Source organism: Okibacterium fritillariae, assembly GCF_052783725.1.
In genome coordinates this window covers 2,085,491-2,100,354 of record NZ_CP199917.1, presented here as the reverse complement: position 1 = coordinate 2,100,354, position 14,864 = coordinate 2,085,491, and the positions used below count along the sequence as shown (strand labels likewise).

Below are 14,864 nucleotides of genomic sequence, written 5' to 3'. Positions count from 1 at the left end.
GTGCGGGCGAGCCGGAAGATCTTCGGCGGGGGAGGGCCTGCGGGCCGCAAGGGGAACGTAATGGGTGTGTGGCGTCGGATCATTCTGCCGATCGTGCGGGTCGTCCTGGTGGCGGCGATAGCGGCCGCCCTCGTCAAGATCGCGTTCTTCCCAGATGCGTCGGCCGAGAGCGCGCCGGCAGAGGCCTCGGCGTCGATCGAAGAACCCGTCGTCACGGCTGGATTGTCCTCTCTGCAGAACTCATTGACCGTGCCGGCAAGCGTTCGAGCCGATACGGCAGTCGACGCCAAGGCCACGCTGCAGGGCTCGGTCTCCGAGTTGACGGTCACGATCGGGCAGAAGGTCTCGGCCGGCGAGCGCATCGGGGCCGTCCGTCAAGAAACGCCCGTCGACCCGGTGACACGCATGGCTCCCGACGGCACCGAGACAGTTGTTCCGCAGAAACCCAAAGTGGTCGCCGAAGCCATCGTCGCGCCGGCCGCCGGAACGATCAGTGCGCTCCCGGTCATCACCAAGCAGGAGGTCGCGGTGGGTGATGTGGTCGCGAAGATCACCCCCGATGCGTTCATCGTGCAGGGTTCGCTGAAACCAGAGGACCTCTATCGCCTGTCGTCGATTCCCGGCGAGGCGAGCGTGAGCCTCAAGGGTGGTCCGGGCGAATTCACCTGCACATCCCTGCAGATCAGCGACCCGGCGACAGCGGGGGATGGTTCGGCCGCGAACGGTTCCGACCCGTCGGGCGAGGCAACCGGCGGCGGCGGTGCGACGGCGCTGACCTGCCGTGTCCCCGCCGAGGTCCGGGTGTTCTCGGGCCTGACGGGCGCGCTCACCATCCAGGCCGGATCGGCCGAGAACGTCGTGACACTGCCGACGACCGCCGTCAAGGGAAACGCCGACAGCGGGTCCGTGTGGGTGCAAAATGCCGAGGGCGAGGCTGAGGAGCGGCCCGTCAAGCTCGGGATCACCGATGGAGTGCAGATCCAGATCGTCGAAGGCGTCGCCGAGGGTGACACGGTTTATGAGTTCGTCCCCGGCACGGATGTCACCGATCCCGAGTCGACGGGGTGCGCCCTCCAGCCCGACGGCAGCGAAATCTGCGACGAGGGTCTCGTCCCGTGAGCCTCGTCGCGGCACAGGGGATCGGGCGCGTCGTCGAGCGCATCGATGACGAACCTCTCACCATCCTCGCCGACGTCTCGTTGAGGGTCGAGGCGGGTGAGCGTGTGTCGATCGTCGGACGATCGGGGTCCGGCAAATCCACCCTCCTTAATCTGCTGGGCATGCTCGACCTCCCGACCAGCGGCGCGCTCGAGATCGCGGGGGAGGACGTGCTGACCCTGTCCAATCGCCGGCGCGATCGCCTGCGCGGTGCGAACATCGGCTTCGTCTTCCAGCAGTTCAACCTGCTCGACGGGCGAACCGCCTCGGAGAACGTTCAATTGCCGCTCGTCTACGCCGGTGGCTCGAGCTATTGGCGGCGGGAAGCGCTCGCCGATGAGATGCTCGACCGCGTGGGGCTGTCCCACCGGCGACGGTCCCTGCCGCATAACCTCTCGGGCGGCGAACAGCAGCGCGTCGCCATCGCGCGCGCCCTCGTCAGGCGGCCGAGACTGATCCTCGCCGACGAGCCGACAGGTGCGCTCGACGTCGAAACGGGCATCTCGATCATGGGGTTGCTCGACGAGATCGTCGCCGAAGAACAATCCGCGATCGTCACCATCACCCACGATCCGGCCATCGCCGCGCTCAGTGAGCGTCACTATCGGCTGGCGTCCGGGTCCCTCGAAGAGGCGGTATTCGCGTGAACGCCGTCGTGACGAACGTCCTCGGCGTGCTCGTCGAAGCCTGGCAAGAGATCCGGGTGCACCGGGCACGGGTTCTGCTCTCGCTCCTCGGGGTGGCCATCGCCGTGTGCGCGTTGAGTGCTTCTGTGGCCGCGGCGAGCCTGGCCCAGCAGGCCATCGCCGAACAGAATGAAGTGTCGGGCGGGCGCGATGCGACGCTCTCGGTCAACGCCTACCCCTCGGATGCCTCGCCCGCGGCTCTTGACGCCGTAGACGATGCCTGGGCGAGATCGGTCGACAGGCACCGCATGGACTTTGTCTCCAACGTCACCAATACGGGTCTGCCGATGCGCTTCCCGGGCGGCGGCGAGATCGACACGAACTTCACGGTCGTCAGCCCGTCCTACCTCGAAATGCACCGGGTGCGCCTCGCCGACGGCTCCTGGTTTGCGGCCGACGACGACGACCGCCTCGTGCCGGCTGTCGTCGTCGACAAGTACTTCTACGAAGCGCTCGGCTCGCCCCCGCTCGAGAGCCACCCGGTGGTGTCGATCGACGGAGATCCGGCGCACCGCGTCGTCGTCATCGGCACGTTCGTGCCGCCCTACGACAGCGGTATGCCGGCGGCGTACATCCTGCCAGGCGGGGCCGAGAAGGTCCTGCCGCAGGACGTCCTGTCGGGCAGCGGTCGCACCTTCGAGGCGTGGGTGCCTCCGGCCGACGTCGACGTGCTGCGGGGCCAGCTCGAAAGCGAGCTGAAAGCATCGCTCGGATCATCGGTGAGCGTCGATGTCACGCGCACCGATGCAGGCGCCTACACCAATGGCGAAGACCCTCTGCTGCCGCTCCGCATGCTGACCAACGCCGTCGCGGTCGTCATCCTCATCCTCGGAGCCCTGAGCTTGTTGAACATCTCCGTCGTCACCATGCGTCAGCGCATCCGCGAGGTGGGCATACGTCGGAGCTTCGGGGCGTCATCCGCGCGCGTGTTCTCGGCGGTGCTCCTCGAGAGTGTGCTGGGCACGCTGGTCGCAGGTATCGCGGGCGTGGCAGCGGCGATCCTCATCATGAGTCTCCCAGCCGTGCGGGAGCTCTTCGCTGCCGGGGGATTGAGCGATCCACCCCCGTTCCCGATGGATGCCGCGCTCCTCGGAATCGGCGCGGCGCTCGCCGTCGGGGTGCTCGCCGGAGCCCTGCCGGCAACGATCGCCGTGCGGGTCAGGGTTATCGACGCGATCCGTTCGTGATGGCCGACCGGCCGCGTCAATACGGGCGATCGTCGGTGGTGCGGGCTAGCGTGGACGGTATGGCTCCGAGTTCAGCACCGACGGGCCGCGGCCGCACGAAGGCTAGCGGCAGCGCATCCAGTGCGCCCAAGAAGGGCGCGGCGACGAAAACGTCGACCTCCACGCGAGCCGGTTCCGGCAGCGCGGCGGTCAAGGGGGCTGCCGCCAAGACAACCGCCTCGGCGAATAAGGCCTCGTCCCGCACGGTCGCCTACCCGACCGCCGACGAACAGGCGCCGAGCACGAACATCCTCGCCCGTGCCTGGATGGGGCTTGCTCACCTCGCGGGCGGGGGCGCTCGCGCATTCGGCCCTGAGAACCTCGCCAAAGACGAGCGTCGCGACGGCGTCCCGTTCTTCATCCTCCTTCTGGCTGTCGCCGGTGTCGTCATCGAATGGTTCGGCGTCAACGACCCCGTCGCGCAGAATCTCGACGCCTACACCTTCGGCGGCATCTTCGGTCGTGCGGCCTTCATCATGCCCATCGTCATGTTCGCCCTGGCCGTGTGGCTGTTTCGACACCCCAGCTCCGTCAATGACAACGGCCGCATCGGCATCGGCGTAGGCCTCGCGGTCGTCTCGATCTCCGGGCTGTGCCACTCGTTCTCGGCCCTGCCCAACCCGAGCGACGGCATGCCCGCCCTCGCGGCCGCCGGCGGCGTCATCGGTTGGCTCTCCGGTGCACCGCTCACGGCCCTGCTCACGCCCATCGGCTCGGGCATCATCCTGTCGCTGCTCCTCTTGCTCAGCCTGTTCATCATCACGAAGACGCCGCCCAACAAGGTCGGCCAGCGCTTCCGCGAGCTCTACGCGTGGATGTTCGGCACCGACATCGTCGAAACCGCCGAGCGAGACGCGGCGAAGCGTTCCGCCGCATCCGACGATGACGAGGCTGTCGACGCCGCAGACACCGATTCGCTTCCGTGGTGGCGCCGCAACAAGAACCAGCGTGAAGAAGACCCCGATTTCGAAGCGTCGTCGGACGACGCCGTCACCGAATTGCTCGGCGGCAAAGCCGGCCGGGGCGTCGGTGGCTTCGATACGGCACTCGAGCGGCCCGACGACGAGCGTCCCTCGCCCATCGTGCCCGCCACGCCTCTTCCCACCGACGAGGGCATGACCGCCGTCATCGGCGACCTCTCCCGTGCCGAAGCAGCACTCGGCGAGTGGGAGCACTCGAAGCGCGTGGCCGGAGCGGGCTCGGCGACGCCCAGCACCTCAGGCCTGCGCGACGACGGGCCCGAGAGTGTCACCGAGGTCCTGCCCGGTATGGGCAGCATCGGTCTGCTCGACGAGGATGGCCTCGGCACGCCCGAGCCGTCCGATTCCCCCGAGAATCCCTACCGTCTGCCGTCCGTTACCACGCTCGCCGCGGGTGAGCCGGCCAAGCAGCGGTCCGAGGCCAACGACGAGGTCGTCCGCGCCATCACCGAAGTCCTGACCCAGTTCAGCGTCGACGCGCGGGTCACGGGCTTCTCCAGAGGCCCGACCGTCACACAGTACGAGATCGAACTCGGCCCCGGCGTCAAGGTCGAGCGGGTCACGGCCCTGTCTAAGAACCTCTCCTACGCCGTCGCATCGAACGAGGTCCGCATCCTGTCGCCCATCCCGGGCAAATCGGCCATCGGTGTAGAAATCCCCAACAGCGACCGCGAAATCGTCACCCTCGGTGATGTGCTCCGCTCGGGGGCAGCCGTCAAGAGCACGCATCCCATGACGATCGGTGTGGGCAAAGACGTCGGCGGCGGCTATGTCGTGGCCAACCTCGCCAAGATGCCTCACCTCCTGGTCGCGGGTAGCACGGGGTCTGGTAAGTCCAGCTTCGTCAACTCGATGATCACGAGCCTGCTGATGCGGGCGAAGCCCAACGAAGTGCGCATGGTCCTCATCGACCCCAAGCGTGTCGAGCTCGCGCCCTATGCCGGTGTGCCGCACCTCATCACGCCCATCATCACGAACCCCAAGAAAGCCGCCGAGGCGCTGCAGTGGGTCGTGAAGGAGATGGACATGCGTTACGACGACCTGGCGTCGTTCGGCTTCCGCCACATCGACGACTTCAACAAGGCCGTCGTCAACGACGAGATCGTGCTCCCCGCGGGCAGTGAGCGCGTCCTCAAGCCCTACCCCTACCTGCTCGTCGTCGTCGACGAGCTCGCCGACCTCATGCTCGTTGCCCCGCGCGATGTCGAAGAGTCGATCGTGCGCATTACGCAGCTGGCGCGAGCATCCGGCATCCACCTCGTCCTCGCCACGCAGCGCCCGTCGGTCGACGTGGTCACGGGTCTGATCAAGGCCAACGTGCCGTCTCGACTGGCCTTCGCCGTGACGAGCGTCACCGACTCGCGAGTCATCCTCGACCAGCCGGGCGCCGACAAGCTCATCGGCCAGGGCGACGGCCTGTTCTTGCCCATGGGCACGTCCAAGGCTATTCGTGTGCAGGGTGCCTGGGTGAACGAGGCCGAGATCGAAAAGGTCGTCAAACACGTCACGCAACAGGCCCGCCCCGACTATCGCAAAGACGTCGAGGCCGTGGTCGAGCGCAAGGAGATCGACGCCGATATCGGAGACGACCTCGAGTTGCTCCTGGCAGCGGCCGAGCTCGTCGTCTCGACGCAATTCGGTTCGACCTCGATGCTGCAGCGCAAGTTGCGCGTCGGTTTTGCCAAGGCTGGTCGCCTCATGGACCTCATGGAATCCCGCGACATCGTGGGCCCCTCCGAGGGTTCCAAGGCCCGCGATGTGCTGGTAACGGCCGAGCAACTGCCCGCTTTGATGGCGCGCATCAAGGGAGAAGACGGCCCGTCGGCGCCGTCCTTCACGCCGCCGTCCGCGAACAACGGGGGTGCTGCAGGAATGGCTTCCGGGGCTGCCTCCACATCTCAGGGCTCGCCCCACAGCGACCCCGACGATTCGGATGACCGCTACCACGACGATCCGGTCGCGCGAATGTCTCACGGGTATCCTGAGGTCGAGGGCGAACCCGATGAAGACGCCTGGCAGCTGACCGGCAGGGAGTAACACATGGCGTCACGCGACGCGTCGTTCGAACAGGGCGGCCAGCCTATCCGCGATCCGGCTGCTCGGCCGTCCAACCTCAACCTGCCGAATGCCATCACGGTGGCCCGCATCATTCTGGCCCCGATCTTCGTCTGGCTTTTGTTGGCCGACAACGGCGAGAATGGCACGCTGCGGTGGGTCGCCGGCATCCTCTTCATTCTGGCGATCGCCACGGATGGCATCGACGGCGCGATCGCCCGCCGCCGCAACCTGGTCACCGATCTCGGCAAGCTCCTCGACCCCATCGCCGACAAGGTGCTGACGGGAGCCGCCCTGGTGGCCCTCTCGAGTCTCGGAGAGCTTCCCTGGTGGATCACGGCGGTCGTGCTCGTGCGCGAGGTCGGCGTCACCGTGCACCGCATGATCGTCGCGAGCGACCATGTCGTCGCAGCCGCGTGGATGGGCAAGCTCAAGACCGTCATGCAGGCTGTCGCCATTTCGCTCGCGCTCCTCCCGCTTGCCGGCGTCGTGGGGGAGTGGGTCGTCGTGCTCAACATCATCACGATGACCGCGGCCGTGGTGCTCACGATCGCGAGCGGCATCGACTACGTTCTCACCGAGGTGCGCGGTCGACGCTCCCCGCGGTGACGCTGACGACATGACTCGCGCACTCGACTCGGCCGCCATCGTCGCCCTACTGCGTGACAAGGGGTGGTCCATCGCGGTTGCCGAGTCGCTGACGGGTGGCCTTCTCGTCTCGGCCTTGATCGACACCCCCGGGGCCTCTCGCGCGGTCCGTGGCGGCATCGTGGCATACGACACCCGCCTCAAACACTCGCTCGTGGGCGTCGACGCTCAGCTGCTCGCTGAGAGCGGCGCTGTTCATCCGGATGTCGCACATCAGCTCGCCGACCGCGTGCGTCATGCCGCCGCCATCGACGGGGCTTCGGCGGATGTCGGCGTCGGAACCACGGGCGTCGCGGGTCCCGACCCGCAAGACGGTCAACCGGTCGGAACGGTCTTCGTGGGCATCAGCATCCGGGGCGAAGTACATGTCGTCGCTCTCCAGCTCGAGGGAACGCGCGACGAGATCCGACGCTCGACGGTCGAGCAGGCGCTCCGCGAGCTACGGACCGCGCTCGAGAGGCTCTGAATCGACGTCCGATGCGGGCTCGGCGCATTCGGATCCCTACCCGAATAACGAGCTGGAATAGTTCTCGTTTCGGTCGCGTTACAGGTTACTGATTCACAAGAAAAGCCCAGTGATCGTGGTTAGTGTTTTTTTCACGGCAGCAGGTATTGTTAGCCATCCCCGAAGCGCATGCTCCGGCGGTCGAAAGGGCACCAGGCCCGCGGGCTCACGGGTTTCGTCCCTGAGGTTCAGGGCACAGAGAGGGAGGCTGCAATGGTTTTAGTTCGTCAAGAGATCGGCGACGTTCTTCGCGACTTCCGCCTGCAAAAGGGGCGCACGCTTCGTCAGGTCGCGAGCAAGGCGAGCGTCGCGCTCGGTTATCTCAGTGAGGTAGAGCGCGGTCAGAAAGAGGCGTCGAGCGAGATTCTCGCCTCGGTTGCCGAAGCGCTCGAGACTCCGATATCGACAATCATGCGCGAGGTCGGCGATCGCTTGGCCGTCATCGAGGGCATCGATCCGATTCCCGACACCGTTCCCGACGCTTTCGTCGCCGAACTGGATGCCGATCTGGTCACTCGCTAAACCGGCCCTCCTCGATTGCCCGGCTTCGGCCTCAGCTTCAGAAACCCCGCCTGACACCAGGCGGGGTTTCTGCGTTCCCCCGGCGTCGGGTTCTGATCTGGTTCTCACTGTCGGCCGTGCTTGATAGCGTTGAGGACGTGAAGCAGAGTGAGTTCAAGCAAGCGATCGCCGATGAATTCGGTGCCGGCTACGGTCGTGTCCTCGCCGCTGATCTCGTCCTCGGGGATATCGGGTCCCGCACCGCTAACCAGGCCATTGCCGACGGCGTTCCCCCTCGTGAGGTCTGGCTTGCCCTGTGCCGGGCCACCGATGTGCCTCGCGAGCGCTGGTATGGCGTGGGAACGCCTCCACCGCGCGCCTGACACCATTACGTCGTGCTCGTCGCGCTCGTCGTGCTCGTGGTGGCCGTCGCGCCCGCTGCGCCCTTTATGCCCGTTGTCGTTCGGGATGCTTGCGCTCCCGGTACCTTCCCTGCCGAAACGGTATTCGACACGCCCGAACGATTCTCTCGAACATCCGTTCGGATCGCGCTAAGCTCCTCACAGGAGCGGAAACTCGGATTTCTCCACAGATCGCCTCGTGCCATTCGCAATGTCGGTGGTGGGTCGTACTGTCGAAAACGTCGAGGAGAAACCTCCAGCCTTGTCACCGGCCGCCCTGGTCGCGACAGCCTATAGGCGCATCGAGAACGAGCAGAGAAAAGAGTGACGACATGCCTTCACCCGCAGATCGTGAAAAATCATTAGAAACCGCGCTGGCCCAGATCGATCGCCAGTTCGGCAAGGGATCCGTTATGCGGTTGGGCAGCGACGAGCGCGCTCCCGTCGAGGTCATTCCGACCGGATCGATCGCGCTGGACGTCGCTCTCGGCATCGGGGGCATCCCGCGCGGCCGCATCGTCGAGATCTACGGCCCCGAGTCGTCGGGTAAGACGACCCTCACACTCCACGCCATCGCTAACGCGCAGCGTGCCGGCGGCATCGCCGCCTTCATCGATGCCGAGCACGCGCTCGATCCCGAATACGCCCGCAAGCTCGGCGTCGACATCGACGCGCTGCTCGTGTCCCAGCCCGACACGGGTGAGCAGGCTCTCGAGATCGCCGACATGCTGATCCGTTCCGGCTCGATCGACCTCGTCGTCATCGACTCTGTCGCGGCCCTGGTGCCGCGTGCCGAGATCGAGGGTGAGATGGGTGATTCGCACGTCGGTCTCCAGGCTCGACTCATGTCGCAGGCCCTGCGCAAGCTCACCGGTGGGCTGAGCCAGACCAAGACCACGGCCATCTTCATCAACCAGCTGCGCGAGAAGATCGGTGTCTTCTTCGGAAGCCCCGAAACGACCGCCGGTGGTAAGGCGCTGAAGTTCTACGCTTCCGTCCGCATGGACATCCGTCGCATCGAGACGTTGAAAGATGGCACCGAGGCCGTGGGAAACCGCACGCGCGTCAAGGTGGTCAAGAACAAGATGGCTCCGCCCTTCAAGCAGGCCGAGTTCGACATCCTCTACGGCATCGGCATCTCGCGAGAGGGCAGCCTCATCGACTTCGGTGTCGAGCACGCCATCGTGAAGAAGTCCGGCGCCTGGTACACCTACGGTGGCGACCAGCTCGGTCAGGGCAAGGAAAAGGCGCGCGACTTCCTGCTGAAGAACCCCGACATCGCCAACGAGATCGAAGACAAGATCAAGTCGAAGCTCGGCATCGGTGGGGCGGCCCCGCTCGAAGAGGCCGAGACGACGGATCAGCTCACCGCCCGCCGCGGCGCCTGATCGCTGCGCGACACTGTCGCGCAGCACCCATCCATAGAGCGAGAAGGAGGTCACCATGGTGGTCAGATTCACAGCAGGTCCCGCAGACGAGAGCGACGCGGGCCAGCACGAACTGGCTCCGGTGATCTCCTTCTCGGCGTCGCGCAAGGCGAAACGAGGCGAAGAGCATGGCCGGGCTCGGGGAAACCATCCCGCCGGCTCCGCCCTCGATCCCGTCGATGACACGGCACCCAGCACCGGCGATGGCTCGAGCACTTCGGGCGTCGAAGCTGTGGCTCCTGTCGGCTCGCGCCGACCGTCGACACGCCACGACGTCGCCACGATCGCGCCCGTGTCGGCTTCTTCGACACCGCACGCCGGTGAGTTCTCACCCGCTCCCGGCGAGGAGCGCTCCGCAGGGGGACACCTCTCCGGGTCCGCGGCTTCGGGCACCGGGCCCGGTGACATCGGCGGTGAGTCCGCACGGCGGGCGCCGGTGGCGAGCCTCGCCCGCAAACGCGGTGGCGCCGACGTCTCCGCGATTGATGACGACATGGTCGACGAGCTTCCGCCGTCGATCGACGACGTCGAAAACGCCATTCTCAAGAAATTGCGGCGTCGAGGCCTCAGTGAGGCCGAGATCCTCGCCGAATGCCTGGCCCTCGACCTCACGGCGCACCAGGCCAACGAGCTCCTCGAGCGCCTCCGCGAACTCGGTTACGTCGACGATCGGGCCTTGGCCGAGCAGCTGCGTTACTCCCACTACGAGCGCAAGAGCCAGAGCCGTCAGGTCGTGGCGCGCCTCATGAGCACGCGCAAGATCCCCGCCGAAGTAATCGATGAGGTGCTCGAAGACATCGACTCCGACGACGAGCTGAGCGCAGCCCGCGAGGTGGCCGAGAAGCGGGCGTCGCAGATGACCTCTCTCGACGACGCCACGATGGAGCGCCGCCTAGTGGGGTTCCTCGCACGGCGCGGCTATCCGGGCGGGGTCGTGCGCACGGTGGTCGGCGAGATCATCCGCGGGCGCCGATCCAGCGTTCGCTTTCGCTAGTCCGTAAGCTAGTCCCATCATGAGTGACCTGCTTGAAGCCCCACGCCACATCAGCCCCTCCGTCGCGGCCCACAAGTCCGACGGAAGTGCGCGCACCTACGAGGTGCGCACATTCGGGTGCCAGATGAACGTGCACGACTCCGAGCGCCTCAGCGGTTCTCTCGAGGCCGCGGGATACGTCAAGGCCGACGGCGTCGAGGCCGACATCGTCGTCATCAACACGTGCGCGGTGCGAGAAAACGCCGACAACAAGCTCTACGGCAACCTGGGCCACCTCGCCTCCGTGAAGAAGCGGCACGAGGGCATGCAGATCGCCGTCGGCGGATGCCTCGCCCAGAAGGACAAGAACACCATCCTCGAAAAGGCCCCCTGGGTCGACGTCGTCTTCGGCACCCACAACATGGGCGCCCTGCCCAACCTCCTCGAGCGCGCCCGCCACAACGACGAAGCGCAGATCGAGATCCTCGAGTCGCTCGAGACCTTCCCGTCCACGTTGCCCACCAAGCGCGACTCCAGCTACAGCGGCTGGGTGTCCATTTCGGTGGGCTGCAACAACACCTGCACGTTCTGCATCGTTCCGTCACTGCGCGGCAAGGAGAAGGACCGCCGCCCGGGAGACATCCTCGCTGAGGTGCAGGCCCTCGTCGACGACGGGGCCATCGAGGTCACCCTGCTGGGCCAGAACGTGAACAGCTACGGCGTCGAGTTCGGCGATCGTCAGGCCTTCGGAAAACTGCTGCGTGCCGCCGGCCAGATCGACGGTCTCGAGCGCGTGCGCTTCACGAGCCCCCACCCCGCCGCCTTCACCGACGATGTGATCGACGCCATGGCCGAGACCCCCAACGTCATGCCGCAGTTGCACATGCCCCTGCAGTCGGGCTCCGACCGCATCCTGAAAGCCATGCGGCGGTCCTACCGCTCGAGCAAATTCCTCGGCATCCTCGACCGCGTTCGCGAGAAGATGCCGCACGCAGCGATCTCCACCGACATCATCGTCGGGTTCCCCGGAGAAACCGAAGAGGACTTCGCCGAGACACTGCGGGTCGTCGAGGCCGCGCGTTTCGCAACCGCGTTCACGTTCCAATACTCCGTGCGCCCCGGCACCCCCGCAGCAACCCTGCCCGACCAGATCCCCAAAGCGATCGTGCAGGAGCGTTACGAACGGCTCCTGGCCCTGCAAGACCGCATCTCCCTCGAAGAGAACCGCGGCATCATCGGCCGGCAGGTCAACGTGCTCGTCGCAACGGGCGAGGGTAAGAAAGACTCCGAAACCCTGCGCATGAGCGGCCGAGCCGAAGACTCCCGCCTCGTGCACTTCGACCTGCCCGAGGGGTCCGACGTCCCGCGGCCCGGCGACGTCGTCACGGTGACCATCACGCAGGCTGCGCCATTCCACCTGATCGCCGATTCTCTCGACGGAGCGCCTCTCGTGGTCCGCCGCACGCGCGCAGGCGACGCCTGGGATCGCGCCCAAGCCGACAGCTGCGGCGCTCCGACGCCCGCCGGCGCCGTGACGTCCTCGTCGGCCGCCGGGGGAGCCGTGTCCCTTGGGCTTCCGACCATCCGTATCGGCTCGCGCGAACCGCTCACGAGCCCCGGTGTCGGCACGATGCCCATCTACCACCCCGACGACGCCCAACGGTGACCGACGGCTCCACCGGCGGCGGCGCGCCACTGATCGTCGTCGTCGGCCCGACCGGAACCGGCAAGAGCGATCTCTCACTGGCACTCGCCGAACGCCTCACCGGCACGACCGGCGACGTCGAGATCGTCAACGCCGACTCGATGCAGCTCTACCGCGGCATGGACATCGGCACCGCCAAACTCCGACCGGAGGAACGCCGCGGCGTCCCGCACCATCTCCTCGACGTCCTCGACGTCACCGAAGAGGCGACGGTCGCCCGCTACCAGCCGACCGCGCGGCAAGCCATCCGGAACATCCTCGACCGCGGCAAGACCCCCGTGCTCGTCGGCGGGTCGGGGCTCTACGTGTCGAGCGTCATCTACGAATTCGATTTCCCCGGCACCGATCCGGTCATCCGGCAACGACTCGAAGACGAGCTGGCGGCCGTCGGCCCCGGCATGTTGCACCGGCGGCTCACCGTCATCGACCCGACCACGGCCGAACGCGTCGGGCCGCATAACGGTCGTCGCATCGTGCGCGCCCTCGAGGTCGCCGAAATGACGGGGGATGCCCCGAGCGCCGCGCTGCCCGACGAGCCCACGCCGTGGCATCCCAGCGTCATCCTCGGCCTCCGAGCGCCCCGAGAGCAGCTGGTCGAACGCCTCGACCGCCGCGTCGACCGCATGTGGGCGGACGGTCTCGTCGCCGAAGCCGACGCCCTGCGGCAGGCGGGCATCGAGCGCGGGGTCACCGCCAGTCGCGCGATCGGTTACGCCCAGGCCCTGGCGCAACTCTCCGGCGAACTCTCGGCCGACGAGGCGCGCGCCCAAACAGCTGCACTCACCCGCCGTTACGCCCGGCGCCAGGTGAGCTGGTTCAAGCGCTACCCGCACGCGCACTGGCTCGACTACGACGACCCACGACTCGTCGACCACGCCTTGCGCCTGATCGCGGAGCATCAGGCCCCGTAGGTTGGATCGCACGGGAGGGCTCCAATCGCCCGATGTTCCTGACATGACCGATGTTCCTGACATGCCCGACGTTCCTGACTTTCCTGACGTTCCTGACGTGTTCGACGTGCTCGACGTGCCCAGAGTGCCCGATGTGCCCCGGGGTGCCAGGGATGCGCCCTCCGTCGCCATAAACTGGTCCCATGTCGACGCTGCACTTCACCAAAGGCCACGGTACGGGCAATGATTTCGTCCTGTACTCCGACCCCGTCGGTGAGCGCGAGCTGACGCCCGCGCAGATCGCCGCGATTTGCGACCGGCATTTCGGTGTGGGGGCCGACGGCATCATCCGCGCGGTCCGCTCGGCGAACATCGACGCGGGTGCAGCGGCCCTCGCCGAGGACCCTGACGCCGAATGGTTCATGGACTACCGCAACGCCGACGGCTCGATCGCCGAGATGTGTGGCAACGGCATCCGTGTCTATGTGAAGTACCTCATCGAGCAGGGCCTCGCCACCATCGAGCCCGGCAGCACCATGGCCGTGGGCACGCGCGCCGGCGTGCGCGACGTGCAGGCGTCGAACAACGGTTTCCAGGTCGACCTCGGCCGGTGGCGCCTCGACGGCAACGAGCCCCTCGTGCGCGCCAAGAACCTTAAGGTCGCACGCCCGGGCCTCGGCATCGATGTGGGCAACCCGCACGTCGTCGTCGCCCTCGCCGACGACAGCGAGCTCGATCAGGCCGACCTCAGTTACATCCCGCACCTCGAGCCCGAACAGCTCGCGGGCGCCAACGTCGAATTCGTCGTGCCGGCAGAGCCGCTCGTGAGCGACGGGGTCGCCCGCATCCGCATGCGCGTGCACGAGCGGGGCAGCGGCGAGACGCTCTCCTGCGGAACCGGTGTCGCGGCGGCCGCGCTGGCGACCCGTCACTGGGCCGGTCAGGCGGCGCCGAATCACTGGCGCGTCGACGTTCCCGGCGGAACCCTCGGCGTGCGCATGTTCCCGACGCAAGACGGCGAGCACGTCTCACTCTCAGGGCCCGCCGAACTCGTCTACTCCGGGTCGCTCGAGATCAACTGAGCACCGGAGCGGCGGGCGCGCAACACGCGATAGCCCTTGCCGGTCGCGGCGCGCGTCACGTGGAAGTCGTCGGGAAGCGTGTCCGAGAGCCAACGGTGCAGGCTGTCCGAGCCGAGGTTGCGCTGCACCACGAGCCAGGCGTCCGAGGACGGCTCGAGCCGCGGCATCCACTTCTCGAGCATGCCGTGCAGCTCGTTCTTGCCGACACGGATGGGCGGGTTCGACCAGATCGTGCGAAAACGCACGTCGTCAGGAACATCTGAGGGCAGAACGGCGTTGATGTTGGTAACGCCGGCCTTCTCGGCATTACGACGCACCAGATCGAGGGCGCGCTCGTTCACATCGACGGCCCAGACCCGCGCATGCGGGCTCGACAGGGCCAGGGTCAGAGAAATCGGCCCCCAGCCACACCCGAGATCCAAGAAGTCGCCACCCGGCGGCGGCTCGGGAGTATTGGCCAACAGAACCTGAGTCCCCTGATCGAGACGGTCGGGGCTGAAAATGCCTGACGCGGTGACCAGATCGAGGTCCTGCCCCGCGAGCTTCACCGACAACGGTCGGAGTTTCAGCTCGCTCTCCGGCACCCCGGTGAAGTAGTGATCGCTAGACATACAGGCAACCTACAAG

General features: G+C 66.7%; 14 protein-coding genes. 13 read left to right on the top strand and 1 reads right to left on the bottom strand.

Annotated features, from left to right (window positions below):
* Window positions 1–60: 60 nt before the first annotated feature.
* From ACUWEX_RS09700 to dapF, 13 genes are all read left to right on the top strand, one after another.
* Window positions 61–1,119, top strand: a complete 1,059-nt coding sequence (locus ACUWEX_RS09700) for an HlyD family efflux transporter periplasmic adaptor subunit (protein ID WP_445996104.1) — start codon at window positions 61–63, stop codon at window positions 1,117–1,119.
* The gene (locus ACUWEX_RS09695; RefSeq protein WP_445996103.1) at window positions 1,116–1,805 is read left to right on the top strand and encodes an ABC transporter ATP-binding protein; all 690 of its coding nucleotides are present in this window, start codon (window positions 1,116–1,118) and stop codon (window positions 1,803–1,805) included. Before ACUWEX_RS09700 ends, ACUWEX_RS09695 begins: the two co-directional genes overlap by 4 nt.
* On the top strand, window positions 1,802–3,031 hold the full coding sequence (locus ACUWEX_RS09690) for an ABC transporter permease (protein WP_445996102.1): 1,230 nt from the start codon (window positions 1,802–1,804) through the stop codon (window positions 3,029–3,031). Before ACUWEX_RS09695 ends, ACUWEX_RS09690 begins: the two co-directional genes overlap by 4 nt.
* A 59-nt stretch (window positions 3,032–3,090) precedes the next feature.
* Window positions 3,091–6,087, top strand: coding sequence for a DNA translocase FtsK 4TM domain-containing protein (locus ACUWEX_RS09685; protein ID WP_445996101.1), 2,997 nt, complete (start codon window positions 3,091–3,093; stop codon window positions 6,085–6,087).
* Window positions 6,088–6,090: 3 nt separating this feature from the next.
* A complete protein-coding gene (pgsA, locus tag ACUWEX_RS09680; protein WP_445996100.1) occupies window positions 6,091–6,714 on the top strand; it encodes a CDP-diacylglycerol--glycerol-3-phosphate 3-phosphatidyltransferase in 624 nt (207 codons plus the stop codon).
* Between the two features lie 10 nt (window positions 6,715–6,724).
* A complete protein-coding gene (locus tag ACUWEX_RS09675) occupies window positions 6,725–7,219 on the top strand; it encodes a CinA family protein (RefSeq protein ID WP_079728425.1) in 495 nt (164 codons plus the stop codon).
* A gap of 252 nt (window positions 7,220–7,471) precedes the next feature.
* Window positions 7,472–7,780 (top strand): helix-turn-helix domain-containing protein, encoded by a 309-nt coding sequence (locus ACUWEX_RS09670; RefSeq protein WP_077052838.1) that lies wholly within the window; start codon window positions 7,472–7,474, stop codon window positions 7,778–7,780.
* A gap of 137 nt (window positions 7,781–7,917) precedes the next feature.
* Window positions 7,918–8,142 carry a DUF3046 domain-containing protein gene (locus ACUWEX_RS09665; protein ID WP_079728426.1) on the top strand — a complete coding sequence of 75 codons (225 nt, stop codon included), beginning with the start codon at window positions 7,918–7,920 and terminating at the stop codon, window positions 8,140–8,142.
* A 350-nt stretch (window positions 8,143–8,492) separates the two neighbouring features.
* Entirely contained in the window at window positions 8,493–9,548 is a 1,056-nt protein-coding gene (gene recA, locus ACUWEX_RS09660) for a recombinase RecA (protein WP_077052840.1), read from the top strand.
* A gap of 55 nt (window positions 9,549–9,603) precedes the next feature.
* The gene (locus ACUWEX_RS09655; protein WP_445996099.1) at window positions 9,604–10,581 is read left to right on the top strand and encodes a regulatory protein RecX; all 978 of its coding nucleotides are present in this window, start codon (window positions 9,604–9,606) and stop codon (window positions 10,579–10,581) included.
* A 19-nt stretch (window positions 10,582–10,600) separates the two neighbouring features.
* Window positions 10,601–12,226: a tRNA (N6-isopentenyl adenosine(37)-C2)-methylthiotransferase MiaB gene (gene miaB / locus ACUWEX_RS09650; RefSeq protein ID WP_445996098.1), complete on the top strand. Its 1,626-nt coding sequence runs from the start codon at window positions 10,601–10,603 to the stop codon at window positions 12,224–12,226.
* Window positions 12,223–13,176, top strand: a complete 954-nt coding sequence (miaA, locus tag ACUWEX_RS09645) for a tRNA (adenosine(37)-N6)-dimethylallyltransferase MiaA (RefSeq protein ID WP_445996097.1) — start codon at window positions 12,223–12,225, stop codon at window positions 13,174–13,176. The genes miaB and miaA overlap by 4 nt, the downstream gene beginning before the upstream one ends.
* A 182-nt stretch (window positions 13,177–13,358) precedes the next feature.
* Complete coding sequence (dapF, locus tag ACUWEX_RS09640) at window positions 13,359–14,237, top strand: diaminopimelate epimerase (RefSeq protein ID WP_445996096.1); 879 nt, start codon at window positions 13,359–13,361, stop codon at window positions 14,235–14,237.
* Here the strand turns inward: dapF and ACUWEX_RS09635 are convergent.
* Window positions 14,210–14,848: a class I SAM-dependent methyltransferase gene (locus tag ACUWEX_RS09635; protein ID WP_445996095.1), complete on the bottom strand. Its 639-nt coding sequence runs from the start codon at window positions 14,846–14,848 to the stop codon at window positions 14,210–14,212. The two genes, dapF and ACUWEX_RS09635, sit on opposite strands and share 28 nt — an antisense overlap.
* Window positions 14,849–14,864: the final 16 nt, after the last annotated feature.

Excerpts from the sequence above, each read along its gene's own strand:
- ACUWEX_RS09700 (WP_445996104.1), top strand. The coding sequence starts at position 61 with ATGGGTGTGTGGCGTCGGATCATTCTGCCGATCGTGCGGGTCGTCCTG.
- ACUWEX_RS09685 (WP_445996101.1), top strand. The coding sequence starts at position 3,091 with ATGGCTCCGAGTTCAGCACCGACGGGCCGCGGCCGCACGAAGGCTAGC.
- pgsA (WP_445996100.1), top strand. The coding sequence starts at position 6,091 with ATGGCGTCACGCGACGCGTCGTTCGAACAGGGCGGCCAGCCTATCCGC.
- ACUWEX_RS09675 (WP_079728425.1), top strand. The coding sequence starts at position 6,725 with ATGACTCGCGCACTCGACTCGGCCGCCATCGTCGCCCTACTGCGTGAC.
- ACUWEX_RS09670 (WP_077052838.1), top strand. The coding sequence starts at position 7,472 with ATGGTTTTAGTTCGTCAAGAGATCGGCGACGTTCTTCGCGACTTCCGC.
- recA (WP_077052840.1), top strand. The coding sequence starts at position 8,493 with ATGCCTTCACCCGCAGATCGTGAAAAATCATTAGAAACCGCGCTGGCC.
- ACUWEX_RS09655 (WP_445996099.1), top strand. The coding sequence starts at position 9,604 with ATGGTGGTCAGATTCACAGCAGGTCCCGCAGACGAGAGCGACGCGGGC.
- miaB (WP_445996098.1), top strand. The coding sequence starts at position 10,601 with ATGAGTGACCTGCTTGAAGCCCCACGCCACATCAGCCCCTCCGTCGCG.
- dapF (WP_445996096.1), top strand. The coding sequence starts at position 13,359 with ATGTCGACGCTGCACTTCACCAAAGGCCACGGTACGGGCAATGATTTC.
- ACUWEX_RS09635 (WP_445996095.1), bottom strand. The coding sequence starts at position 14,848 with ATGTCTAGCGATCACTACTTCACCGGGGTGCCGGAGAGCGAGCTGAAA.